The sequence below is a fragment of the Williamsia sp. genome (assembly GCF_036566845.1).
Taxonomy (GTDB): Bacteria; Actinomycetota; Actinomycetes; order Mycobacteriales; family Mycobacteriaceae; genus Williamsia.
The window spans coordinates 1-24,828 of record NZ_DATCVM010000142.1 but is presented as its reverse complement, the minus strand read 5'-3'; the positions used below and the strand labels follow the sequence as shown (position 1 = coordinate 24,828).

The 24,828-nt window shown below is 64.2% G+C and carries 22 protein-coding genes; 17 read left to right on the top strand and 5 right to left on the bottom strand.

The window, feature by feature from the left end:
- Positions 1-152: 152 nt before the first annotated feature.
- The 3 genes from VIQ49_RS13800 to hisG all read left to right on the top strand — a co-directional run bounded on the left by VIQ49_RS13800 (position 153) and on the right by hisG (position 1,972).
- On the top strand, positions 153-812 hold the full coding sequence (locus tag VIQ49_RS13800) for an HAD family hydrolase (protein ID WP_414731635.1): 660 nt from the start codon (positions 153-155) through the stop codon (positions 810-812).
- Positions 796-1,059, top strand: a complete 264-nt coding sequence (locus VIQ49_RS13795; protein ID WP_020108979.1) for a phosphoribosyl-ATP diphosphatase — start codon at positions 796-798, stop codon at positions 1,057-1,059. The genes VIQ49_RS13800 and VIQ49_RS13795 overlap by 17 nt, the downstream gene beginning before the upstream one ends.
- Positions 1,060-1,126: 67 nt before the next feature.
- Positions 1,127-1,972: an ATP phosphoribosyltransferase gene (gene hisG / locus VIQ49_RS13790; protein WP_331885479.1), complete on the top strand. Its 846-nt coding sequence runs from the start codon at positions 1,127-1,129 to the stop codon at positions 1,970-1,972.
- A gap of 28 nt (positions 1,973-2,000) precedes the next feature.
- On the opposite strand, the gene VIQ49_RS13785 is transcribed toward hisG, so the two are convergent.
- Entirely contained in the window at positions 2,001-2,834 is an 834-nt protein-coding gene (locus VIQ49_RS13785) for a thioesterase family protein (RefSeq protein WP_331885477.1), read from the bottom strand.
- A gap of 33 nt (positions 2,835-2,867) precedes the next feature.
- Positions 2,868-3,815, bottom strand: a complete 948-nt coding sequence (locus VIQ49_RS13780) for a RecB family exonuclease (RefSeq protein ID WP_414731634.1) — start codon at positions 3,813-3,815, stop codon at positions 2,868-2,870.
- An 85-nt stretch (positions 3,816-3,900) separates the two neighbouring features.
- Here VIQ49_RS13780 and VIQ49_RS13775 point away from each other — a divergent pair, with 85 nt between their 5' ends.
- Both VIQ49_RS13775 and arc read left to right on the top strand, forming a co-directional pair.
- Entirely contained in the window at positions 3,901-4,746 is an 846-nt protein-coding gene (locus tag VIQ49_RS13775) for a tRNA (adenine-N1)-methyltransferase (RefSeq protein ID WP_331885473.1), read from the top strand.
- A 176-nt stretch (positions 4,747-4,922) separates the two neighbouring features.
- The gene (gene arc, locus VIQ49_RS13770; protein ID WP_331885471.1) at positions 4,923-6,707 is read left to right on the top strand and encodes a proteasome ATPase; all 1,785 of its coding nucleotides are present in this window, start codon (positions 4,923-4,925) and stop codon (positions 6,705-6,707) included.
- 102 nt (positions 6,708-6,809) lie between these two features.
- Here the strand turns inward: arc and glgP are convergent, their stop codons facing one another.
- Positions 6,810-9,392 (bottom strand): alpha-glucan family phosphorylase, encoded by a 2,583-nt coding sequence (glgP, locus tag VIQ49_RS13765; protein WP_331885469.1) that lies wholly within the window; start codon positions 9,390-9,392, stop codon positions 6,810-6,812.
- A gap of 68 nt (positions 9,393-9,460) precedes the next feature.
- Between glgP and dop the strand changes: the two genes are divergently transcribed.
- From dop to VIQ49_RS13710, 11 genes are all read left to right on the top strand, one after another.
- Positions 9,461-10,963 (top strand): depupylase/deamidase Dop, encoded by a 1,503-nt coding sequence (gene dop, locus VIQ49_RS13760; RefSeq protein ID WP_331885467.1) that lies wholly within the window; start codon positions 9,461-9,463, stop codon positions 10,961-10,963.
- A 121-nt stretch (positions 10,964-11,084) separates the two neighbouring features.
- Positions 11,085-11,276, top strand: a complete 192-nt coding sequence (locus VIQ49_RS13755) for a ubiquitin-like protein Pup (RefSeq protein WP_331885465.1) — start codon at positions 11,085-11,087, stop codon at positions 11,274-11,276.
- Entirely contained in the window at positions 11,273-12,121 is an 849-nt protein-coding gene (gene prcB / locus VIQ49_RS13750) for a proteasome subunit beta (RefSeq protein WP_331885463.1), read from the top strand. The genes VIQ49_RS13755 and prcB overlap by 4 nt, the downstream gene beginning before the upstream one ends.
- On the top strand, positions 12,118-12,864 hold the full coding sequence (prcA, locus tag VIQ49_RS13745; protein WP_331885461.1) for a proteasome subunit alpha: 747 nt from the start codon (positions 12,118-12,120) through the stop codon (positions 12,862-12,864). Before prcB ends, prcA begins: the two co-directional genes overlap by 4 nt.
- Before the next feature lie 40 nt (positions 12,865-12,904).
- The gene (gene pafA / locus VIQ49_RS13740; RefSeq protein ID WP_331885459.1) at positions 12,905-14,263 is read left to right on the top strand and encodes a Pup--protein ligase; all 1,359 of its coding nucleotides are present in this window, start codon (positions 12,905-12,907) and stop codon (positions 14,261-14,263) included.
- Positions 14,264-14,287: 24 nt separating this feature from the next.
- A complete protein-coding gene (locus tag VIQ49_RS13735; RefSeq protein WP_331885457.1) occupies positions 14,288-15,283 on the top strand; it encodes a helix-turn-helix transcriptional regulator in 996 nt (331 codons plus the stop codon).
- On the top strand, positions 15,280-16,272 hold the full coding sequence (locus VIQ49_RS13730; RefSeq protein WP_331885455.1) for a YafY family protein: 993 nt from the start codon (positions 15,280-15,282) through the stop codon (positions 16,270-16,272). Before VIQ49_RS13735 ends, VIQ49_RS13730 begins: the two co-directional genes overlap by 4 nt.
- 91 nt (positions 16,273-16,363) lie before the next feature.
- The gene (tatA, locus tag VIQ49_RS13725) at positions 16,364-16,624 is read left to right on the top strand and encodes a Sec-independent protein translocase subunit TatA (RefSeq protein ID WP_331885453.1); all 261 of its coding nucleotides are present in this window, start codon (positions 16,364-16,366) and stop codon (positions 16,622-16,624) included.
- Between the two features lie 80 nt (positions 16,625-16,704).
- Entirely contained in the window at positions 16,705-17,676 is a 972-nt protein-coding gene (gene tatC, locus VIQ49_RS13720; RefSeq protein WP_331885452.1) for a twin-arginine translocase subunit TatC, read from the top strand.
- Positions 17,663-20,455 carry a DEAD/DEAH box helicase gene (locus VIQ49_RS13715; RefSeq protein ID WP_331885450.1) on the top strand — a complete coding sequence of 931 codons (2,793 nt, stop codon included), beginning with the start codon at positions 17,663-17,665 and terminating at the stop codon, positions 20,453-20,455. Before tatC ends, VIQ49_RS13715 begins: the two co-directional genes overlap by 14 nt.
- Positions 20,456-20,574: 119 nt before the next feature.
- Entirely contained in the window at positions 20,575-21,309 is a 735-nt protein-coding gene (locus tag VIQ49_RS13710; protein WP_331885448.1) for a DUF4333 domain-containing protein, read from the top strand.
- A 27-nt stretch (positions 21,310-21,336) separates the two neighbouring features.
- Here the strand turns inward: VIQ49_RS13710 and VIQ49_RS13705 are convergent, their stop codons facing one another.
- The gene (locus VIQ49_RS13705; RefSeq protein WP_331885522.1) at positions 21,337-22,269 is read right to left on the bottom strand and encodes a 5'-3' exonuclease; all 933 of its coding nucleotides are present in this window, start codon (positions 22,267-22,269) and stop codon (positions 21,337-21,339) included.
- A 59-nt stretch (positions 22,270-22,328) separates the two neighbouring features.
- Positions 22,329-23,354 carry an alpha/beta hydrolase gene (locus VIQ49_RS13700; RefSeq protein WP_331885446.1) on the bottom strand — a complete coding sequence of 342 codons (1,026 nt, stop codon included), beginning with the start codon at positions 23,352-23,354 and terminating at the stop codon, positions 22,329-22,331.
- A 190-nt stretch (positions 23,355-23,544) separates the two neighbouring features.
- On the opposite strand from VIQ49_RS13700, the gene VIQ49_RS13695 reads away from it, so the two are divergent.
- Positions 23,545-24,663 (top strand): Xaa-Pro peptidase family protein, encoded by a 1,119-nt coding sequence (locus VIQ49_RS13695; protein ID WP_331885444.1) that lies wholly within the window; start codon positions 23,545-23,547, stop codon positions 24,661-24,663.
- Positions 24,664-24,828 lie beyond the last annotated feature (165 nt).

Genomic DNA, 24,828 nt, shown 5'->3' with positions numbered 1-24,828 from the left:
CCGGGGTCTTGCCGCAAGCCCCCGGGTGCGCTATATCTTGAAAGGGGCGGGGAGTGATTCCCACCATCTGCGCGTTCTGCGATTTCTGATCACCCACCGGGTTCCGCCATGATGTGGCGGTGAGTGATCTTCCGAAAGCAATCCTGTGGGACATGGACGGCACCCTTCTCGACTCCGAAAAGCTGTGGGATATCGCCATCGCCGATCTGGCCGCCGACCTGGGTTTCGTGTTGACCCACGAGCTTCGGGAGGCGACGCTGGGCAATTCGATGACCGACGCGTTGACCAAGGTGTTCGACGCCGCGGGTCTGCCCGACTCCGAGCGCGATCTTCCCGGCCGGGCCGCATGGTTGCGATCTCGCGTGAGCGCACTGTTCAAAGACGGCATCCCATGGATGCCGGGTGCGCGTGAGACGCTCGATCTGATTGCAGCACAAGGCATTGCGATGGCTTTGGTGACAAACACCGAACGCGAACTGGCCGATGAGGCCCTCGCCACACTCGGCCCCGACCGGTTCACGGTCACCGTCTGCGGCGATGAGGTGGAACAGGGTAAGCCGGCACCGGATCCGTATCTGCGCGCAGCCACGCTCCTCGGAATCGACCCCGCAGACTGCTTGGCAGTCGAGGACTCGCCGACCGGCACACAGGCCGCCCGTGCTGCGGGGTGTCCGGTTCTGGTCGTACCCTCGGCGACACCGGTACTCGGCGGTGTGGGCCGGACGCAACGACAGAACCTGGTCGGGGTGACCCTCGACGAGGTGGCCGCGGCATTCAATGGGACAATCGAGCACCGTGAAGACCTTCGATGAGCTGTTTGCTGAACTGACCGACAAGGCCACCACCCGGCCGGAGGGCAGCGGCACCGTCGCAGCGCTCGACAAGGGTGTGCATACGCTCGGAAAAAAGATCATCGAAGAGGCCGGCGAAGTGTGGCTCGCCGCCGAGCACGAGTCGCCGGAAGCGCTGTCCGAGGAAATATCTCAGTTGCTCTACTGGCTGCAGGTGATGATGATCAATCGTGGACTGACGCTCGACGACGTCTACAAGCATCTGTGAACTAGATCCATCCCGCGAGCACCAGCCGAACTCCTGCCCGACCACGTTCCGATAGGACCCCACTCACATGCTGCGCGTTGCCGTTCCCAACAAGGGGGCGCTGTCCGAATCCGCCGCCGAAATCCTCAGCGAGGCGGGCTACCGTCGCCGCTCCGATTCCAAAGACCTCACCGTGCTCGATCCGGCCAATGAGGTGGAGTTCTACTTCCTTCGCCCGACCGACATCGCGATCTATGTGGGATCGGGCGAACTCGACCTCGGACTGACCGGCCGCGACCTCGCGCTGGACTCCGGCGCCGACGTGGAAGAGTGCCTGGGACTCGGCTTCGGCGCCTCCACCTTCCGTTACGCCGCACCGAGTGACTCGAACTGGACGATTGCCGACCTCGCCGGCAAGCGGATCGCCACGTCGTACCCGAATCTCGTGCGCGCCGACCTGGCTGCCCGCGGAATCGAGGCGACAATCATCCGACTCGACGGCGCGGTCGAGATCTCGATCCAGCTCGGTGTCGCAGATGCGATCGCAGATGTCGTGGGTTCCGGCCGCACCCTGCGGCAGCACCAGCTGAGTGCCTTCGGTGAGTCACTCTGTGATTCCGAAGGCGTCTTGCTGCAGCGCAAAGGTGCCGAGCGGAGCAAGGCTGCGGAACGTTTCATCGCCCGCGTGCAGGGTGTGGTGTTCGGCCAGCGCTATGTGATGCTCGACTACGACTGCCCCCGAGGCATCCTCGACCAGGCGATGGCCCTGACACCCGGACTCGAATCTCCGACGATCGCACCGATGGCCGACGAGAACTGGGTTGCCGTCCGGTCACTCGTACCGCGCAAGCAGCACCAGAACCTGATGGACGAGCTGTCGGAAATCGGCGCGAAGGCCATCCTGGCCTCCGATATCCGGTCCTGCCGCTTCTGAGGCCCTGCCGATCAGCCCACGCCGGCCCTCAGCCCAGGGAACGGATGAGGACGGTCTGGGCGGATCGTCCGACCGCACCCGCGCCGTCGTACAGCTCAGCGCCGGTCAGGCCGTACCCCTGCGGTCCCACTGCCATCTCGGCGTGGATGCCGGTCCACTCCCCGACCGGCTGCCGGTAGAGGTGCACAGTTGTGTCGGTGTTCATGAAGGTCCATTCGCAGAACGCGAGTGGTGAACCCACGCCGTTGGCAACGTCGAGGACAGTGAAGAATTTCTCGATATCGGTGGTCGTCTCACCGGCCACCAGCGGCAGTGTCGGGCGCACCCACACCTGACGGCCGCCTTCGGGATCGGCCGACGCGATGCGGCAATCGAGGGTTCCCGCGAACCCTTTGGTCGCCCAGTCGCCGACCAGTGGTCCGATGCCGGTCATGCCGGGCGCCCCTTCGATCTCGTGCGGCGAGGGTGTCATCGGTGGCACCGGAACGAATCCGATCTCTGACGTCTGCGCCGTTGCCATGCGCCACCCCTGGGCCCGCGCGGCCGTTCGGTACGTGCCGTCCTCCTGGCGTACCGAGAGTTCGGATTGCAGCAGGCTGATCTGCTTGCCCGGGCGCAAGACCGTGGTGTGAATTCTGTTCTCCGCCATGCCGATTGCGCCGAGGATGTCGACCGTGACACGGGTGAACTCCTGCGCGGGGTCAGGCAGATGCCGCAGCAGCGATCGGGCCAGCAGGCCGATGGGCGGTCCGCCGTGCTGCAGTTCATCGCCCCACACGCTGACCGTGTGCTCGGTGGGCATGAAGTGTTCGTGGTCGCCGTCTCGACCGAGGGGCAGGTAGTAGGCCGGGAGTTCAGTCACAGACGTCGATCCTGCCATCTGTCGATAGCAACGCTAACCGCCGGTTACCTCAGCGGTGCCCGTGTCCGATGGAACGCTCGGCCATCCGGGGTACGGCAGGACGGTGCCACCGAACTCCGGGCAATGCGCCTTGTGATCGCACCACTGACACATCCGGCTCTTCTTCGGCTGGAAATCCCCGGTCTCCCCGGCCGTCAGGATCGCTTTCCAGATCGCCTTCAAGGTCTTGGCGAAGCGCTCGAGTTCGGCTTCATCGGGTGTGTAGACCAGCGACTGCCCGTCGGCGAGGTAGAGCAGTTGGAGCCTGGCCGGCACGATGCCTCGCAGACGGAGGATGGCCAGGGCATAGAACTTCATCTGGAACAAGGCTCTGGACTCGAAGCTCTCACCGGGGGACCGACCGGTCTTGTAGTCGACCACCCGGACCCGGCCGTCGGGAGCCACGTCGATCCGGTCGACGAAGCCGCGCAGGAGGACACCGTTGTCGTCACCCTCGCCGGCCAGGTCGACCTCGACCCGCAGTTCGCAGGATTCTGGTGTGAACGCCGTCGGATTCTCGAGGGTGTAGTAAGTGGTGATGAGCTTGTGGGCGTCGGACAGGAATTTCTCGACCTGGTCGTCGGGGACGAGATCGTGCAGCTCCGGCGTCTGTTCGCACAGCGCCGCCCACGCTCCGTCGACCAGGAGTTCGGCCGACTCCGGAATCCGCAGACCGGCCGGCATGTCGAACAGATTCTCCAGCGCCGCGTGCACAACCGTCCCGCGCACCTGGGCCTGTGTCGGGGTCTCGGGGAGCCGATCGATGGCGCGATAGCGATAGAGCAGCGGACACTGCTTGAAATCCCCGGCCCGGCTGGGAGACAACGCCGGGACCCTGATGGGGTGACCACCCGGGCCGTTCTCGTCAAAACTGTCAGGGCGGGATTCGGTACTGACACTCACACCTGGCAGGGTAGGCCTGACCAACGACAATCTGATCATTTACGCGAGGTCGGCACGAACAGTGCCGGCGCGACGCGCGGATCCGGGTTGTTTCCGCAGTTCACCAGGAAGGCACGCCCCCGCAATGTCCACCACAGGTCCGTTTGCAGTCGGGGATCGTGTCCAGTTGACCGATGCCAAGGGCCGCAAATTCACGGTGCGCCTCGAGGCCGGCAAGAGTTTCCACACCCACAAGGGTGGCATCGCTCACGACGACCTGATCGGTGCCGACGAGGGCATCGTCGTGACGTCCACGTCCAACACCCCGTATCTCGCCTTGCGGCCACTTCTGATCGACTACGTGCTGTCGATGCCGCGGGGTGCTCAGGTCATCTACCCCAAGGACGCCGCGCAGATCGTCATGGAGGCCGACATCCATCCCGGGTGCACCGTGCTCGAAGCGGGCGCCGGATCCGGAGCACTGACGTGCTCGCTGCTCCGGGCGGTGGGCGAACGCGGCACCGTGCGGTCGTACGAGGTCCGGGAAGACCACGCCGAGCACGCGGTGCGCAACGTCGAAGAGTTCTTCGGCGGTCCGCCGCCCAATTGGGATCTGACCATCGCCGACCTCTCCGACTACCCGGGCACCGCTGACGTCGACCGGGTGGTCCTGGACATGCTCGCCCCGTGGGAAACACTCGAGACCATCAAACGAGCGTTAAAACCTGGTGGAGTTCTAGCTGTTTATGTGGCAACCACCACTCAGTTGTCGCGTGTCGTCGAAGCCATCCGCGAGCAGCAGTGCTGGACCGAACCACGCGCCTGGGAATCACTGGTCCGAGACTGGCACGTCGTCGGTCTTGCGGTCCGCCCGAGCCATAAAATGCAAGGTCACACCGCATTTCTGGTGACCGCCCGCCGCCTTGCGGAGGGTACCGTCGCGCCACGCCCACACCGGCGTCCGAGTAAGAACCAGCCGATCCCGGACTGATCCGGAGTAAAGTTGGAAAACCTTGCGGCGACGCACAATTAACACATCCACAACATCACGGTCCGCGAGGTGCAGGGCATACCGGACGTTTCGCCGGTAGCCTCGGGTAACAGGATCGACCGCACGCTCACCGGGTGATGGTGGCGCCGAGTCGACTCGCCGGAGAGGAGTCAGAAATGACGGAATCAGGCAGCAACGAGCCCCAGTCGGGCGGCGGTCTCAACGCGGACGGCACGCCGGACGGAGAGTGGGGTGCGGCATCGCCGCGGCCTTCGAATGCACCGCGATCGGACCCCAGCCCCTTCGGTCGAGCGGCGGCCGACAGTGATCTGCAGGCCCGTGTCGAAACGCTGACCACGCGCAACGCAAAGCTCCTCGACACCCTCAAAGAAGCCCGCCAGCAGTTGATCGCACTCCGCGAAGAGGTGGATCGTCTCGGTCAGCCGCCGAGCGGCTACGGCGTTCTGCTCGGCATCTTCGAGGACTCGACGGTCGACGTGTTCACCTCCGGTCGCAAGATGCGACTCACCTGCTCGCCGAACATCGACGTCGAGACACTCAAACGGGGGCAGACCGTCCGGCTCAACGAGGCCCTCACCATCGTGGAGGCGGGCGCATTCGACTCCATCGGCGAGATCAGCACGCTGCGTGAGGTTCTCGACGACGGTCAGCGCGCGCTCGTCGTCGGGCACGCCGATGAGGAACGGGTGGTGTGGCTCGCCGAACCTCTCAGCGAAGCCGTGCTGGCCGCGGAGGAAGGCAACCGCAAGCTCCGCCCCGGTGACTCACTGCTGATCGACACGAAGGCGGGGTTCGCCTTCGAGCGCGTTCCCAAGGCCGAGGTCGAGGACCTGGTCCTCGAAGAAGTGCCCGACGTCGGGTATGAGGACATCGGTGGTCTCGGGCGGCAGATCGAGCAGATCCGCGATGCGGTCGAACTGCCGTTCCTGCACAAAGACCTGTTCCGGGAGTACGACCTGCGGCCGCCGAAGGGCGTGCTGCTGTACGGCCCTCCTGGTTGCGGCAAGACGCTCATCGCGAAGGCGGTCGCGAACTCGCTCGCCAAGAAGATCGCCGAGGTCCGCGGCGACGATGCCCGCGAGGCCAAGTCGTTCTTCCTCAACATCAAGGGTCCAGAGCTTCTCAACAAGTTCGTCGGCGAGACAGAACGTCACATCCGGCTGATCTTCCAGCGCGCCCGCGAGAAGGCGTCCGAGGGCACGCCCGTGATCGTGTTCTTCGACGAGATGGACTCGATCTTCCGTACCCGTGGTTCGGGCGTCTCATCGGATGTGGAAACAACCGTCGTGCCTCAGCTGCTCAGCGAGATCGACGGTGTCGAGGGCCTCGAGAACGTGATCGTCATCGGTGCCTCGAACCGTGAGGACATGATCGATCCCGCGATCCTGCGTCCGGGTCGTCTGGACGTCAAGATCAAGATCGAGCGTCCCGATGCCGAATCGGCGATGGACATCTTCTCCAAGTACCTCGTTCCCACACTGCCGGTCCACCCGGACGACATCAACGAGTTCGGTGGTGACCGGACAGCGTGCGTGAAGGCGATGATCGAGCGGGTTGTCGAGCGGATGTACGACGAGAGTGACGACAACCGGTTCCTGGAGGTCACGTACGCCAACGGTGACAAGGAAGTCATGTACTTCAAGGACTTCAACTCCGGCGCGATGATCCAGAACGTGGTGGACCGCTCGAAGAAGTACGCCATCAAGTCTCAGTTGGAGACCGGTCAGTCGGGTCTGCGGATCCAGCATCTCTTCGATTCGATCCTCGACGAGTTCGCCGAGAACGAGGATCTGCCGAACACGACGAACCCGGACGACTGGGCTCGTATCTCGGGCAAGAAGGGCGAGCGGATCGTGTACATCCGCACGTTGGTCACCGGCAAGAGCTCGGGCGCCAGCCGGGCCATCGACACCGAGACCAACACCGGCCAGTACCTGTAGTCGGTACCTCGAGTTCAAGCGAATCAACGCTCCGCGTCTTCGGACGCGGAGCGTTGATCCATTTTCGGACTTCCATCGGGCGCACCGGGCAACCCGGTTGGTTCAGGCTACGACGACAACCCCGAGTTCAGCTGTCCCGGTGAGCAACCGGTGATACGGCATGACCTGCACCGTGTAGCCGACGGGACCGGTCATCGGTAGCGCGACCGACACCTCGAAGATCGCCTCACCGGTTGGACCGCCGTGCTCGGAGACCAGGGTCATCGTCGGCGTTGCGACGTGCGTCAGGTTCTCCGCGTCGTCCACACGTCCGATGACGGCCTGTACCACCACCTGATCAGGATGTAGTCCGGCCAACTCCACGTGCGCGGTCAGTGTCATCGTCGAACCGAGCAACGGTGTGTCGTCCAACCCGGCGCTGTCCACGTCGAGCACCCGCACCAACGGCCACGACCGGTCGACCTGGGCCCGGAAACGGGCCAGATCCTTGGCACCCTCGAAGTCGTTCTCGGTGGTCGCGTGTCCGGAGATCGCGGCCGGCGCGTAGTACTGCTCCGTGTAGTCGCGGACCATCCGGGACGCCAGCACCTGGGGTCCGAGAGTGTGCAGCGTGTGCCGCACCATCTCCACCCATCGTGCCGGGACACCGTTCGAACCGGCGTCGTAGAACTTCGGGACCACCACGTTCTCGAGCAATTCGTACAGCGCTGCCGCCTCGAGGTCGTCGCGCCGTTCGTCATCGCTGACGCCGTCCGCGGTGGGAATCGCCCAACCGTTGGCGTGGTCGGACATCTCGTCCCACCAGCCGTCCATGATCGACAGGTTGAGGCCGCCGTTGAGCGCGGACTTCATTCCCGAGGTGCCACAGGCCTCCATGGGGCGCAGTGGATTGTTCAGCCACACATCGCATCCGCCGTACAGATAGCGTGCCATCGCCATGTCGTAGTCGGGCAGGAACACGATCCGGTGCCGCACATCGTTGGCGTCGGCGAACCGGACGATCTGTTGGATGAGCGCCTTGCCGCCGTCGTCCGCGGGATGCGCCTTGCCGGCCACCACCAGTTGGACCGGACGATCCTTGTCGAGGAGGAGCGACTTGAGTCGGTCGGTGTCGCGCAACATCAATGTCAGACGCTTATAGGTGGCCGCACGCCGCGCGAACCCGATGGTCAGCACCCGCGACGAGAAAACGCCTGCGGTCCAACCCAATTCGGCAGCCGAGAAACCGCGCTCGAGGCCGGACCGGCGCAGGCGGCGCCGAACCTCGGCGATCAATTCGGTACGCAGAGTGCTGCGGGTGTCCCAGAGTTCTTGTGAGGAAACATTTTTCATCGCCGCAAGGGTGGCGGACTCGTCTGGCACATCGTCTGCGCCGTCGGCCGCGAGTTCGGTCCATCGGGGTGAACACCAGGTGGGGGCGTGAACACCGTTGGTGACCGAGCCGATCGGGACCTGCGGGGCATCGAAGCCGGGCCACAGTTCGCCGAACATCTCCCGGCTGACCGCGCCGTGGAGTTTCGACACACCGTTGGTCCGTTGCCCCAGTCGCAGGCCCATGTGAGCCATGTTGAAGACGCCGGGGTCGTTTTCGCTTCCGAGAGAGAGGATTCGGGCCAGCTCGAGACCCGGCAGCAGGGTCGACTCGCCGTGGTCGTTGCCGAAGTATCGCCGCACCATGTCGATGGGGAAGCGGTCGATACCGGCCGGAACCGGGGTGTGGGTGGTAAAGACCGTCGATGCGCGGACCGCGGCGAGTGCCGAATCGAAGTCCAGTCCGGCGCCGTGCGGCGACACCAGTTCGCGGATGCGTTCGGCACCCAGGAATCCGGCGTGACCCTCGTTCATGTGGAAGACGTCCGGATCGCCGAGGCCCTGGATGCGCGTGTACTCGCGCACAGCACGGACGCCGCCCACACCGGCCAGGATCTCCTGCTTGATGCGGTGCTCCTGGTCGCCGCCGTATAGCCGGTCGGTGACGGCACGCAGATCGGTGTCGTTGTCGGGGATGTCGGAGTCCAGCAGCAGCAGCGGGATCCGGCCGACGTCGGCGATCCAGAGCCTGGCCCGCAAGACGCGATTGTCGGGCATCGGTACCCGGATGGTCACCGGGTTGCCGTCCTGATCGTTGACCGTCCGGACGGGCAGCCCTTGTGGATCGAGGTTCGGGTACCGCTCCTTCTGCCAGCCGTCTGCGGTCAGTGACTGCCGGAAGTACCCGCTTCGGTACAGCAGCCCGACACCGATCAGCGGCAGGCCGAGATCCGACGCCGACTTCAGGTGGTCGCCGGCCAGGATCCCCAGACCGCCGGAGTAGATCGGCAGGACTTCGGAGATCCCGAACTCCATCGAGAAGTAGGCGATGCCGTTCGGGAAACGGTTACCGGAGGCGACCTGCTCTTGGAACCACCGCGGCGCGCTCAGATAGTCGTCGAGGTCGTCCGACAGCGCATTGAGCCGCGCGAGGAAGTCATCATCCTCGGACAGCTGCGTCAGTCGATCGGGGCCGATGTCACCGAGCAGTCTCAGTGGATCTCGTAGACCCGACCACAGTGCCGGATCCATCGAGGCGAAGAGTTCCTGGGTGGCCGGATGCCAGGACCAGCGGAGGTTGGTCGACAACTTCGCCAGGCTTTGGAGGGACGTGGGCAGGTGGGCGCGGACGGTGAAGCGGCGCAGTGCTTTCACGGCGCAAACAGTACCCATCTGTGCGCTCGTCCGCGACCGCTGGATCGCGCACAGCTACGCTCGACCCCATGCAGCGCATAATCGGAACCGAAGTCGAATACGGAATCTCGGCTCCGAACGATCCAGGTGCCAATCCGATCATGACTTCGACGCAGGCCGTGCTCGCGTACGCGGCTGCCGCCGGTGTCCCACGCGCGAAGCGCACCCGATGGGACTACGAGCCGGAGTCACCATTGCGCGACGCGCGTGGATTCGATCTCGGGCGTGGGTCGGGGCCTGCCCCGATCATCGACGCCGACGAGGTCGGTGCCGCCAACATGATCCTCACCAACGGCGCCCGCCTCTACGTCGACCACGCCCATCCGGAGTATTCGGCGCCCGAGGTGACCGATCCACTCGACGCGGTGATCTGGGACAAGGCTGGGGAACGGGTCATGGAGGCCGCGGCCCGCCACGTGGCGAGTGTGCCGGGCGCCCCGAGACTCCAGTTGTACAAGAACAACATCGATGGCAAGGGCGCGTCCTACGGCACGCACGAGAACTATTTGATGGCCCGGTCGACACCGTTCAACGCGGTCATCACCGGACTCACCCCGTTCTTCGCGTCGCGTCAGGTCTTCACCGGCTCGGGGCGCGTCGGGATCGGGCAGTCCGGCGACGAATCCGGCTTTCAGCTCAGCCAGCGTGCCGACTACATCGAGGTCGAGGTCGGCCTCGAGACCACCCTCAAGCGCGGGATCATCAACACGCGCGACGAGCCGCATGCCGATCCGGAGCGATACCGGCGGTTGCACGTGATCATTGGCGACGCCAACCTCGCCGAGACCGCGACGTATCTCAAGGTCGGAACGACCTCCCTTGTTCTGGACCTGATCGAGGCCGGCATCGACCTGCGGGATCTGGAACTGGCCCGCCCGGTCCACGCCGTGCACGTCATCAGCCACGACCCGACGCTGCAGGTCACGGTGGCGCTCTCTGATGGTCGCGAGATGACCGCCCTTGCGCTGCAACGGATCTACCACGAGCGCTGCGCGGCGTTCCACGAGGCGAACCACAGCGACGACCTCCGCGCCAAGGATGTCCTGGACACCTGGGCCGACGTTCTCGACAAACTCGAACGCGACCCGATGGAATGCGCCAACCTGCTCGACTGGCCCGCCAAGCTCCGCCTGCTCGAAGGGTTCCGTCAGCGTGAGAACCTCGCCTGGTCGGCACCGCGACTGCAACTCGTCGACCTGCAATATTCGGATGTGCGGTTGGACAAAGGGCTCTACAACCGGCTGGTCGCTCGCGGGTCGATGAAACGACTCACCACGGAGCAGCAGGTCATGGACGCGATCGGCAACCCGCCGGAGAACACCCGCGCCTATTTCCGCGGCGAGTGCCTGCGTCGTTTCGGAGCCGATATCGCGGCGGCGAGTTGGGATTCGGTGATCTTCGATCTCGGCGGCGAGTCACTGGTCAGGATCCCGACGCTCGAACCTCTGCGGGGGAGCCGGGCGCACGTCGGCGAACTGCTCGATTCGGTTGACTCCGCTGCGGAATTGGTCAATCAGCTGACCACCCCTTGATGATTCGCCCGACAGCGAAAACGCCGCCTCCACACATGCATATCCGTCGCCAGATCACGTTCGCCCGGTAGGGTGATAGAACGTACGGTCCCGGCGGGACCGTGGTCTGAAGGAGGCAGCGATGGCGCAGGAACAAACCAAGCGCACGGGCGGTAACGACGACGACGGCGCCGGTGCGGATTCGGGTGCAGGTCAAGAACGCCGCGAGAAGCTGGCCGACGACACCGACGATCTTCTCGACGAGATCGATGACGTGCTCGAGGAGAACGCCGAGGACTTCGTCCGTGCCTATGTTCAGAAGGGCGGCCAGTGACCGATCGGATCCGGTCCCTCGGCCAGGACATTTCCTCGTTTTCCGACTACTTGCGTAAGAACGCACCAGATCTGTTGCCCACGAACAGGGTTACACCCGATATGGCTGCAAACATCCCGCACGGCACCACCATCGTCGCGGTCACGTACCCGGGCGGTGTGGTGCTCGCGGGTGATCGCCGTGCCACGTCCGGCAACCTGATCGCCAGCCGCGACATGCGCAAGGTGTTCATCACCGACGACTACTCGGCTGCCGGCATCGCCGGTACCGCCGGTGTGGCGATCGAGATGATCCGCCTGTTCGCCGTCGAGCTCGAACACTACGAAAAGATCGAAGGGGTGTCGCTGACCCTTGACGGCAAGGTCAATCGCCTGGCGTCGATGGTCCGGTCGAACCTCGAGGCGGCGATGGCCGGACTGGCAGCGATCCCGTTGCTCGTCGGCTACGACCCCGACGGCATCGATCCGCAGCGTCCCGGCCGGATCTTCTCGTTCGACGTCGCCGGTGACCGCCACGAGGAGCACGGCGGTTACCAGGCGATCGGCTCGGGCTCGGTATTCGCGAAGTCTGCCATCAAGAAGCTGTACCGCGATGACCTGACCGCAGACGAGGCATTGTCCGTGGCCATCGAATCGCTGTACGACGCAGCGGACGACGATTCGGCAACCGGTGGTCCCGACATGGTCCGTGGTCTCTATCCCACCGCGGCAACCGTGACGGCCGACGGCGCTGCCGAGGTCCCCGCGACCACGATCGAGCAATCCGCGCGTGCGGTCATCACACGGCGTTCGGCCGCGCACAACGGGCCTGCAGCCGGCGACATCAAGAACGGTGGTGACGCATGACCTTCCCGTATTACGCCAGTGCCGAACAGATCATGCGCGATCGCTCGGAACTGGCCCGAAAGGGTATTGCTCGGGGCCGCAGCGTCGTGGCGCTGACGTACGCCGACGGTGTCTTGTTGGTGGCGGAGAACCCGTCGAACACGTTGCGGAAGGTCAGTGAGATCTACGACCGCATCGGGTTCGCCGCGGTCGGCAAGTACAACGAGTTCGAGAGTCTCCGCAAGGCCGGAATCCAACACGCCGATATGCGGGGATACAACTACGACCGCGCCGACGTCAGCGGGTTGTCGCTGGCCAATGCGTATGCCAGCACCCTCGGGTCCGTCTTCACCGAGCAACCTAAGCCGTACGAAGTCGAACTGTGTGTGGCCGAGGTGAGTCGTCCGGGCAAGCCGGGACCGTCGCAGCTCTACCGCATCACCTACGACGGATCGATCGTCGACGAGACCCGTTTCCTCGTGATGGGCGGCTCCACGGAGTCGATCACCGCTTCGATGAAGGATTCCTACGATTCCGAGGCAGATCTGAAGTCTGCGTTGGGTTCGGCGATCACGGCCCTTCAAACCCCACCGGCCACCAATGGGTCCTCGTCGAGCGGCACCTCGACGCCTGAACCCCGCACATTGCAGCCGAGTGACCTCGAGGTGGCAATCCTCGACCACGGTCGCCCGCGCCGCGCGTTCCGTCGCCTGACGGGCTCGACTCTGGTCGACCTCCTTCCGGTACGCGAAAACGACAACTGAAGAAGTACTTCCAGGGTCCCACGGCAGTAGGGTTGTAATTGTGCAGCGACGAATCATGGGTATCGAAACCGAGTTCGGTGTCACGTGTACTTTCCACGGACATCGGCGGCTCAGTCCTGACGAAGTCGCGCGGTATCTGTTCCGCCGGGTCGTGTCGTGGGGCCGGTCGTCCAATGTGTTCCTGCAGAACGGGGCACGTCTTTACCTCGACGTGGGTTCGCATCCCGAATACGCGACCGCAGAATGCGACAACCTGCAGCAGCTGATCGAACACGACCGCGCCGGCGAGTTGGTGCTCGAAGATCTGCTGATCGACGCCGAACGGCGGCTGGCCGATGAGGGTATCGGCGGCGACATCTATCTGTTCAAGAACAACACCGATTCCGCGGGTAACTCGTACGGATGCCACGAGAACTATCTCGTGGTCCGGGCGGGGGAGTTCTCGCGGATCTCCGACGTGCTGCTGCCGTTCCTCGTCACGCGCCAGTTGATCTGTGGTGCCGGCAAGGTTCTGCAAACCCCCAAGGCGGCGACGTTCTGTCTGTCGCAGCGGGCCGAGCACATCTGGGAAGGTGTCTCGTCGGCGACCACACGTAGCCGCCCGATCATCAACACGCGCGACGAGCCGCATGCCGACGCCGAGAAGTACCGGCGCCTGCACGTGATCGTCGGGGATTCGAACATGGCCGAGACCACCACAATGCTCAAGGTCGGTTCGGCGGCGCTGGTGCTGGAGATGATCGAGGCCGGTGTCGCATTCCGCGACTTCGCCCTCGACAACCCCATCCGGGCCATCCGCGAGGTCTCGCACGACCTCACCGGAAGTCGACCCGTCCGGCTGGCCGGCGGCCGCCAGGCCAGCGCACTCGACATCCAGCGCGAATACCATTCGCGAGCCGTCGAGCACCTGAAGACCCGTAAGCCGGATCAGCAGATGACCCAGGTCGTCGATCTCTGGGGCCGCATGCTCGACGCCGTCGAGCAGCAGGACTTCGCGAAGGTCGACACCGAGGTCGATTGGGTGATCAAGCGCAAGCTCTTCCAGCGCTACCAGGACCGCTACTCCATGGATCTGTCCGATCCGAAGATCTCGCAACTCGATCTGGCGTACCACGACATCAAGCGTGGTCGTGGTGTCTTCGATCTGCTGCAGCGCAAGGGACTTGCCGCGCGGGTCACCACCGACGAGGCCATCCAGGCCGCTGTCGACACTCCGCCACAGACCACCCGGGCCAAGCTCCGCGGCGACTTCATCGCCGCCGCGCAGAAGGCCGGTCGTGACTTCACCGTCGACTGGGTGCACCTGAAGCTGAACGATCAGGCCCAACGCACCGTGCTGTGCAAGGATCCGTTCCGCAATGTCGATGAGCGCGTCGAACGCCTGATCGCATCCATGTGAATCTCCGTGTCCTAGTCTGGTCCGGTGGCGACCAACAAGGTTGAACGGCTGATGAACCTGGTGATCTGCTTGCTGTCCACCAGTCAGTACCTCTCGGCCGATCAAATCCGTAGCAATGTGATCGGATATCAGGATTCGAAGTCCACCGAGGCCTTCAATCGGATGTTCGAGCGCGACAAGAACGAACTCCGCGATCTCGGGATACCGGTCGAGACCGGCCGGACGTCCGGGTTCTCGGCCGTCGACGGCTATCGGATCAACAGGTCCGAGTACGAGCTCCCGGACATCTCGCTCGATCCCGACGAGGCCGCCGCAGTGGCATTGGCCGCGGCGTTGTGGGATTCGCCGGAACTCGCGGCCTCCAGTCACAGCGCGCTGATGAAGCTGCGTGCGGCCGGAGTGCAGATGGATCCGGGGTCGGCGTTCGACGAGAACTCCACCGCCATACATTCCAGTGCCCCGCAGGGGATCGGCTCACCTGCGGTGCTCGGGTCGTTGCTGGCCGCGCTCGACGAGAACCGTCCCGTTCGATTCGAGCATCGCCCCGGCCCGACGTCACCCCATGTGACACGGACTGTCGAACCGTGGGGTGTGGTGACCCACCTGGGCCGCTGGTATCTCGTCGGACACGACCGCGACCGCGGTCAAACGCGCACCTTCCGGCTCACGCGCATCCTGTCGGTGACCCCGTTCGGCAAGGTCGGTGAACTCACCCGACCCAGCAACGTCGATCTGCGTCAGATCGTGGCCGACGCCGTCGACCGATCAGGGCCGGTGGTCACCGCCCGGGTCTGGGTCGCCGAGAAACGCGCCGCCGGTCTGCGCCGTATCGCGACGTCGACCGAACCGGGGGAGCACGCCGGTCGTGCCGGCAGCATCCTCAACATCGCGATGCGGTCCACCGACGGGCTCACCCGCCAGGTCCTCGGCGCCGGTGCCGATGCTCTGGTCCTCGATCCGCCCGAGCTCCGCGACAATGTGATCAGCGAACTCCGGACTCTGAGGGGGGCGGGCCGATGAGCACCGGTACCGATCGGCTCAATCGACTGCTCGTGATGGTCCCGTACTTCCTGGCCAATCCCGGGGTCAATGCCGCGAAGGCGGCAGTCGACCTGGGGACCACACCCAAGCAGGTACTCGAGGATCTACAGCAGCTGTGGATGTGTGGATTGCCGGGATATACGCCGGGCGACCTGATCGATCTGGCGTTCACCCCCGACAGTGTCGAGGACGGCGTCGCGGTGACGTTCTCTGCCGGCATCGACCGACCGTTGAAACTGACCGGCTCCGAGGCCGCGCCGCTGCTGGTGGCGTTGCGTTCGCTGATCGACGCCTCCGGAGTGGTCGACCCGGCCGCGGCACGTCGGGCAATCGCGAAGATCGAGAATGCGATGGGGTCGCGTCTGGGTGAAGCCGTCACCGAGACCCCGGCCGACCTGTCGCAGTCCAGTGACTCCGAAGCGGTGACAGCCGTTCGTGAGGCTGTTCGTGACCATCGGGCGGTACGGCTGCGGTACTACTCGGCCACGCGGGATGTGGTCGGTGAACGCGTGGTCGACCCGATTCGCATCCAGGCCATTCAGAGCCACGGGTACCTCGAAGGCTGGTGCCGCGACAGCGAGGGCATCAGGCTGTTCCGGTTCGACCGGATCGAGGCGGCGACGGTGCTCGATGAGCCGAGTACCCCGCCTCCGTCCACGGGCGGTAGCGCCTTGGCCCTGTTCGAAAGTGATTCCGCACTGCCCGAAGCAGTGGTGGAAATCGATCAGGACGTGGTCTGGGTGCTCGACTACTACCTGATCGAACCCCTGGATCCCGACAATCTCGCCGGTTCTCAGGGGCCGGTGGTGGCGACCATGAGATACGGATCGGCCGACTGGCTCATCCGGTTCCTGCTCGGATTCGGTGGCAAGATCAGGGTCAGGAACGAGGAGTTGTCGCGCGAGGTCCGGTCGAGGGCCGCGGCCACGCTCACGATGTACGGCGCGGATTCGCTGTCCACGGCCTGACAGGTAGCTGTGAGACGGCTGTTCGAAGGGTTACGGTTGCAACTGGTCCGGTAGCATTGCGGACGAACTCAATGGGAGAGGTAGCTGCACAATGAATGCATTACAGCCATGGCACATCATCCTCGTGGTGGTCGTGTTCCTGGTCCTTTTCGGCTCCAAGAAGTTGCCGGACGCCGCACGTGGACTGGGTCGTTCGATGCGCATCTTCAAGAGCGAGGTCAAGGAGATGCAGAACGAGAACAATTCCGACACGCCCGCACCGGCACCGACCCCCCAGTCGCCGCCGCAGATCACCACGGGCGTTGACGGAACACCGACGAATTCGACCGAATCCGAACGTCGTTCTGCCTGATTTCCACCCTCGCCGCTTGGTAGGCGGGTCATTGCTTTCCGGTTGACCCGTCTACAACTGACCCCTGAGTAGTCGACCACGTGCGCATACCTTTTGACCCTCGGCGCCGCAAGCGCAAGGTGAATCCTGACGGCACCATGTCGTTGGTCGATCACCTTCGTGAACTGCGAAACCGGCTGCTGATCTCTGTCCTAGCGATCGCCCTCACGACCATCCTCGGATTCGTCTGGTATTCGTACGGGTTCCTCGGCATACCGTCGCTGGGCGACCTGCTGCGTCAGCCCTACTGTGACCTGCCGGCATCCTCACGCGCCAACCTCACCGGTGACGACACCTGTCGGCTCCTCGCGACCGGGCCCTTCGACCAGTTCATGCTGCGCCTCAAGGTGGCACTGTCCGCCGGAATCGTGATGGCGTGCCCGGTGTGGTTCTACCAACTGTGGCAGTTCATCACGCCCGGCATGGTCCAGAAGGAACGCAAGTACGCGGTCACCTTCGTCGCCTTTGCTGCCGTGCTGTTCCTGGCCGGTACCTTTCTCGCCTACCTGGTGATGGCCAAGGCGTTCGAGGTCTTGCTGACCATCGGCGACAACGTGCAGATCACCGCCCTGGCCGGTGACCAGTACTTCAACTTCCTCATTCACCTGCTGATCATCTTCGGCCTCAGTTTCGAACTTCCGTTGCTGATCGTGGCGCTGAACATGGTTGGTGTCCTGAGCTACGCGAAGTTGAAGTCCTGGCGTCGCGGACTGATCTTCGGCATGTTCGTTTTCGCTGCTTTCTTCACGCCGGGTTCCGATCCGTTCACCATGCTGGCACTCGCCGGCGCCCTGACGATCTTGTTGGAAATTTCCATCCAGGTCGCTCACCTGCACGATTACCGCAAAGCGAAGCGTGAGGCCCAGGAATGGGGCAACGTGAGCGACGACGAAGCCGCTCCGATCGGTGAGGCGAGCTCGGTCGGGCATGTACCCGGCCCGGTATCGCCACCAGAACCGGTATCGGCTTCGTCCAGAAGCAGTGGAGCCGATCTCTACGATGACACTCTCTGATACGCGAACCGAACTCGAGAAGTTCGCCGGGCGCCAATCATTTGCCCTCGATCCCTTTCAGCGCGACGCATGCATCGCCCTGGAAGACGGTCACGGGGTTCTGGTCTGTGCACCGACGGGCGCAGGCAAGACCATCGTCGGCGAGTTCGCCGTGCACCTGGCGCTCGCCGGCGGGTCGAAGTGCTTCTACACCACCCCCATCAAGGCGCTGAGCAACCAGAAATACTCGGATCTGGTTCGAGCACACGGGGCCGAATCGATCGGTCTGCTGACCGGCGATTCGTCGATCAACTCCCATGCGCCCGTCGTTGTCATGACAACCGAAGTCCTCCGCAACATGATCTATGCGAATTCACCTGCCCTGCAGTCCTTGTCGCATGTGGTGATGGACGAGGTCCATTTTCTCGCCGACCGGTTCCGCGGCGCCGTCTGGGAAGAGGTCATCTTGCACCTCGAACCATCGGTGCGGGTGGTGAGCCTGTCGGCGACGGTCAGTAACGCCGAGGAGTTCGGATCCTGGATCCAGACGGTGCGGGGTGACACCACCGTCATCGTCGACGAGCATCGCCCGATCCCGCTGAACCAGCACATGCTGGTCGGCAACAGGCTCTTTGACCTGTTTGATCATCGGGACCACAAGGCTCCCGACAAGAAGCCGTCGGTGAACCCGGAGCTGACCCGATACATCCGCCAGCGTGAGCTCGCGGCCCGGCGGGACGACGACTTCTCCGCCCGTGGACCACGGGGACGGGGGCAGCGCAGTGATCACCGCCGGAGCGGGGTGCGTCCGGTGTCCCGGCCCGACCTCATCGCGCGTCTTGATCGCGACGGCCTGCTGCCCGCGATCAGTTTCATCTTCTCCAGGGCCGGATGCGAAGGCGCGCTGAGTCAGTGCCTCCGGTCCGGTCTCCGCCTGCTCGAAGCACATCAGGTCGAGCAGGTGAACATGATCGTCGACAAGTACGTTGCCGAGCTGACCGCCTCCGACCAGGATGTGCTGGGAGTGCACAGCTGGCGCGAGGGTCTGACCCGAGGTTTTGCAGCGCACCACGCGGGACTTCTCCCCGCATTTCGGCATGCGGTGGAAGAGCTCTTTGTCAAAGGTCTGGTCAAGGTCGTATTTGCCACCGAGACACTGGCTTTGGGTATCAACATGCCGGCCCGCTCGGTAGTACTCGAGCGATTGATCAAGTACAACGGCGAATCACACAACGACCTCACACCGGGGGAGTACACCCAGCTGACCGGCCGCGCCGGACGGCGCGGCATCGACGTCGAAGGCCATGCCGTGGTGGTCTGGACCGAGGACCTCGATCCCGGACGTGTGGCCGGACTGGCGGGGGCACGAACCTTTCCGCTGCGTAGTTCCTTTGCCCCGGAATACAACATGGCCGTCAACCTGATCGGCCGTCTGGGACTCGCGGGTTCGCGAAACCTGCTGGACCGTTCGTTCGCACAGTTCCAGGCCGACCGCTCGGTGGTCGGCCAGGCGCGCCAGATCGACACCGCACGCCGCCAGCTCCGCAAGATCGAGGTGGAGCTCGAAGGTCGGTCCGAGGGACGCGGACTCGACTCGGGCATCGACGGTTTCCTGGGGTACACCCGGCTCCGTGAGGAGATCCGGTCACGCGAACGCAATCTGAAGTTCGAGAACCGGATGGCGTTGCAGCAGAGCACCGTTGAGGACCTCGCTGCTCTGAAGAGAGGTCAGGTCATCGGGCTCGCCGGAGGCCGCCATCGCGGCCTGGCCGTCGTGCTGGAAGCGGCCACCGACCTACGTGACCCGAAACCTCTGGTGCTGTGTGAGGATGCGTGGGCCGGCCGCGTCGGCCAGCGAGATTTCCTCAATCCACCTCAGGTGCTCGGTCATATGCGTTTGGCGAAGCAGATCGACCGGCGAACCGGGCGGGGCCGTCGTGACCTCGCCTCGGCGCTGCGGTCGACCGGCATCGACATCCCGCGCGGCAAACAGACCCGACGCACGCGAGCCGCCGACGATCCGGAACTCGCCCGGCTCCGTACCGAATTGCGGGAGCACCCGGCACACCAGATCCCGGCGCACGACGAGTTGTTCCGACTCGCCGAACGCCGCAACCGCGTGGCCAGGGAGATCTCGGCACTCGAAGAGTCTGTGTCGGCTCGGACGTCGACGCTGGCGGTCAATTTCGATCGGGTGGTGGCGGTTCTCATCGACCTCGGCTATCTCGAACAGGTCGAGCACAAATCGAACGGCGACATGACCGTCACGCCGGCAGGAGACGTTCTCAGCCGGGTCTACAGCGAAAGCGACCTGCTGATCTGCGAGTGCATCCGCACCGGTCTGTGGGATCACCTCGGGGCCGCTGAACTCGCAGCGGTTGCGTCGTCGGTGGTCTATCAATCGCGCCGTGATTCGTATGGCGGCGCGGAACTGGTCACCGGAGTCGCCACGGTCCGGGAAGCCTTGAGCCGCACTCATGCCGCCTGGAAAGACCTGGCACGCGTCGAGATGAGCCGCATGGTGGAACCGACACGCGAACCCGATGCCGGTTTCGCGACAGCGATCCATCTGTGGGCGTCTGGCCGCGGGCTGACCGAGGTGCTGGCCGCCGCCGGCGAGCGGGGCACTTCTCTTCCGGCCGGCGACTTCGTTCGCTGGAGCAGGCAGGTCATCGATCTCTTGGAACAGATGCGGGTCGCAGCCGGACTCGGAGGATCAGATCGTTCGAAACTGGCGCGCTCGGCGTCGGCCGCGATCGCGGCCATCAGGCGTGGTGTTGTCGCTGTCGAACTAGGCTGACACCGTGCACGTTTTCGCCGAGGACGTGCCTGATCAGCTTTTGGATGTGCGGTATGTTCGGGGTTCGGAAATCCTGGACTCGCGATCGGTGCGACGCGGACATGTGGAGGGGAAAGAACATGAGCGGGCCCAACGACCCGAACAACCAGGGTGGCGGTTCGACACCCGGCCAGTGGCAACCAGGACAGGGGCAACCGGGGCAGGGACAACCGGGGCAGGGGCCTGACCCGTGGAGCCAGCAGACGTACGGCTACCCGGGTGGCGGTCAGCCACCGCAGGGTCAACCGCCGCAACAGGGTTGGGGCCAGTCACAGCAACCACCACAACAGCCGGGCCAGTACGGTCAGCCCGGCGTGCCGCAGTACGGTCAGCAACCCCAGTACGGCCAACCCCAGTACGGTCAGCAACCGCAATACGGTGCACCGCAGGGGCAACAGGGTCAGTTCGATCCGTCCGGGCAGTACGGTCAACCGGGCCAGTACGGTCAGCCGGGCGGCGATCAGTTCGCGGGCATGACCCCGCCGAAGAACTCGAAAAAGCTGCCGTTGATCATCGGCGCCGCGATTGTCGGTGTCATCGCGGTCATCCTGGCGGTGACCGCGTTCTGGCTGCCCGGCTTCGCGGTGACAAAGGTGCTGAGTCAGGACGCCGCCCAGAAGGGTGTGACGTCGGTCCTGGAGAACGACTACCAGGCCACGGATGTCGAAAACGTCGAGTGCCCCAAGGATCAGGAAATCAAGAAGGGCAACACCTTCACCTGCACCGCCACCGTTGCCGGCGCGAACCAGCAGGTCAAGATCACCTTCCTCGACGATGACGGCAAGTACGAGGTCGGTCAGCCGACCGCTCAGTAGGAGTTGGTGTCCGGTGGCAGGTGGGTCTCAACCCACCTGCCAGCCGAGCGCTTTTCCGAGTCGGCCGATCGATGATCCGACGCCGAGTTCCTCGATCAGGTCTGCCAGCGCGGCCGGGTCGGCAGGTGCTGCCGGGAGTCGGTCGTCCTTGTCTCCGGTGATCTCCGCGTCCGTCTTCACAAAAACCACCGTTCGCGCGGCGCGCAGGTAGTCCGCGCCTTCGGCGAGGGCCTTGCGTTGGCGCGGTGAGATGCGTTTGTCCGACGTGGTCGATGCCACGCGTTCGAGCTCGTCGAGGTCGCCGAACTCGTGGAGCAGTTTCGATGCGGTCTTTTCTCCGATGCCCGTGACTCCCGGCAGGCCGTCCGATGGATCGCCGCGCAGGATCGCCATTTCGGCGTAGGCCGAACCCGGGTTCTCCGTTGGTACGTCGTACTTCTCGGCCAGTTCAGCCGGGCCGAACATCTCTGCCTTGGCCAGCCCGCGGCCGACGTACAGGACGCGCACCGGAACGGGGTCATCCGCGACGACCTGCAGCAGGTCCCGGTCGCCGCTGACCACGATCACCGGATCCGTGGCCTCGGAATCCGCGAGTGTCCCGATCACGTCGTCGGCCTCACAGCCCTGGGCGCCGGCTGTCGCGATTCCGGAGGCAGCCAACAACTTCAAGATCATGTCGACCTGTGGAGACAGGGTGTCGGGTACCTCTTCGGATCCGTCTGCGACTCCTTCGGCCACGCGATGGGCCTTGTACGACGGGATGAGGTCGGTCCGGAATGCCGGGCGCCAGTCGAGATCGAGACATACGACCAAGCGCTGCGGGTGTTCTCGGGTGACCAATGAGGCGATCATGTCGAAGAATCCGCGGACGGCATTGACCGGTCGCCCGTCGGGTGCAGTCATCTTCTCGGGCAGAGCGTGGAAGGCCCGAAACCAGAGGCTGGCGCCGTCGAGCAACATCAGTGGAGCTGTCATGCCTAAACCATGCCAGATCTGAGTCGACCGGCCGGTATCTGCGGTCAGGTGGCGCTGCGTTCGTCGGAGCCCAGCACGTCGAGCACGGCCATCTGGGCCTCGGCGTCGCCGGTCAGCGGTTGACTCGACGGTCCTTGCCGCAAGGCGACTTTGACGTCGGCGCGGCTGATGTTCGCCGATACTGTGGACGCCACGAAGGACAGCAGCAGGTCGACGAATCGATCGGGATCATCGCGGAACGGGAAGTGGCCGGACTTGTCGAAGATGACCAGCTGCGAGCCCGGCATGGCGCTGTGGAGCATGTGGGCGTGCTGTACCGGGATCACCTGGTCATCCGAACCCCAGATGATGAGCGTCGGGATCCCCGCGCTCAGGTAACAGCGGTCGAGCATCGTGACGACCTGGCCCCGCCAATCGACGGCGGATCGCAGGGTCCGGGCGAAGACTTCCGCCGAGCCCTTCTCCGGCATTCGCTCGAGAACGCGAATGATCTCGTTGTTGTCGCGGAACAGCGCACCAGGAAGATGCTGGTGCAGCATGCGCGAGGCTGCCGAAAACGTCGAGAAGACCCACGGAAGCGATACGACGCCCAGTGCGTACTCCGAGAACGGGAGCGACAGCGCTCTGAGCGCCGGATTCACGTCCTTGGTGACACCGCCGGTCCCCACCAGCACCAAGCGTTCCACCATCTCGGGGTACTGATACGCGAACTGCCCGGCCACGCCACCTCCCAGTGAGTGGCCGACGATGGTCACGCGTTCGACATCGAGGTAGGTCAGCAGGTCGCGCATGCCGTTGGCAAAAGCCGGCACCGAGTAGTCGGCGCGCGGGCGGTCCGAGAACCCGTGCCCGAGAAAGTCCGGTGCGATCACCGTGTACTTCTCGCTGAGCTGGTTGAATACCGGTTCCCAGGCCAGGGAATTGTCGCCGATCCCGTGCAACAGCAGGAGCGCGGGGCCCGAACCTGCCATCCGGTAGGCGCGCTTATAGCCGTGCAGATTTGCGAACTGAACCTGAGCATCGTCGGTAGGAACAGCCCGCAGCCGACGTCGTGCGCCTTCTCGGTCCACGGTGACCCCCTGGGGTTTTTCAGAACTTGTGCTCCCTGTGCGTATATCTTCCGTGCCATACGCGGTTTCTGCCGAGTGAGTGACCACTAATTGTGGGCTGGCTCTGATTCTGGCCCCCGTCCCGAACTTCACCGTGCGAGGTCCGACGGTCGACCGCGCCGCGGTTCAGGGGACCGCTAGCCTGGAAACCATGGTGGATCAGCGATTCTCGGCAGCGGTGTACAAGTCACGTCTCGAGCGGGCACAGGAACTGACGGCCGAGGCCGGCCTGGCAGCCCTGTTCATCACCCCCGGACCAGACCTGCGCTATCTCACGGGGTCGCGGGCAAGCACCTTCGAACGACTCACTGCGCTGGTGATCAGTCCGGGCCGAGCACCCGAGGTTGTGGTACCCCGGCTGGAATTGGCAGCACTACGCGAATCGGCGGTCGGTGAGTTGGGCCTGACTGTCCACGACTGGGTCGACGGGCAAGATGCCTACACACTTGCCGTGCACGCATCTGGGGGAGCCGGGAATCGATACGCCGTTTCCGACGCGACGCCGGCCCTGCATACCGTCCCCTTGGCAGAGCGCTGGGGCAGCGCGCCAGAACTTGCCACCGAGGTGCTGCGTGAACTGCGAATGATCAAGGACGACGCGGAGATCGAGGCGCTGCGGAGGGCCGGTGCCGCGATCGATCGAGTGCACGCACGAGTGTGGGAGTGGCTCAAAGTCGGTCGTACCGAACGTGAGGTCGCGGCCGACATCGATGCAGCGATCCTCGCGGAAGGACACACCCGCGCCGAGTTCATCATCGTGGGCTCCGGCCCCAACGGGGCCGACCCCCACCACGAGGTCTCAGATCGCGTGATCGAGGACGGCGACATGGTCGTGGTCGACATCGGCGGACCGGTACAACCGGGCTACAACTCCGACTGCACCCGAACATATTGTGTCGGAACAGCTTCCGACACGATTGCGCGACAGTACGAATGGCTGCAACAAGCGCAGCGGGCCGCCGTTGCCGCCGTCCGCCCCGGTGTCACCGCGGAGCAGATCGACGCCGCCGCCCGGGACGTGTTGGCTGCCGCCGGGCTGGCCGACAAGTTTGTTCACCGCACCGGCCACGGCATCGGCCTGTCTGTTCATGAAGAGCCGTATATCGTTGCGGGAAACGATATTCCACTCCGAGCAGGCATGGTATTCAGCATCGAACCCGGCATCTACTTCGACGGTAGCTGGGGCGCTCGGATCGAAGACATCGTGGTTGTCACCGACGATGGCTGCGAGGCCTTCAACTCCCAACCACACGAACTGAAGTCGGTCTGAGTCGGTTCTTCGCCGATCACATCGGTTCGAATTCTTGTTCGACAGACCGCTGGTATTGGCGTAGACTGGTCGAAAGTATTCGTTCAGATGTGCTGGGGGGCACCGTGACTGACGATCATTCTGTTGATTCTGGTTTGTCTGTTGATGCTGTGTCGGTTCCGGTGT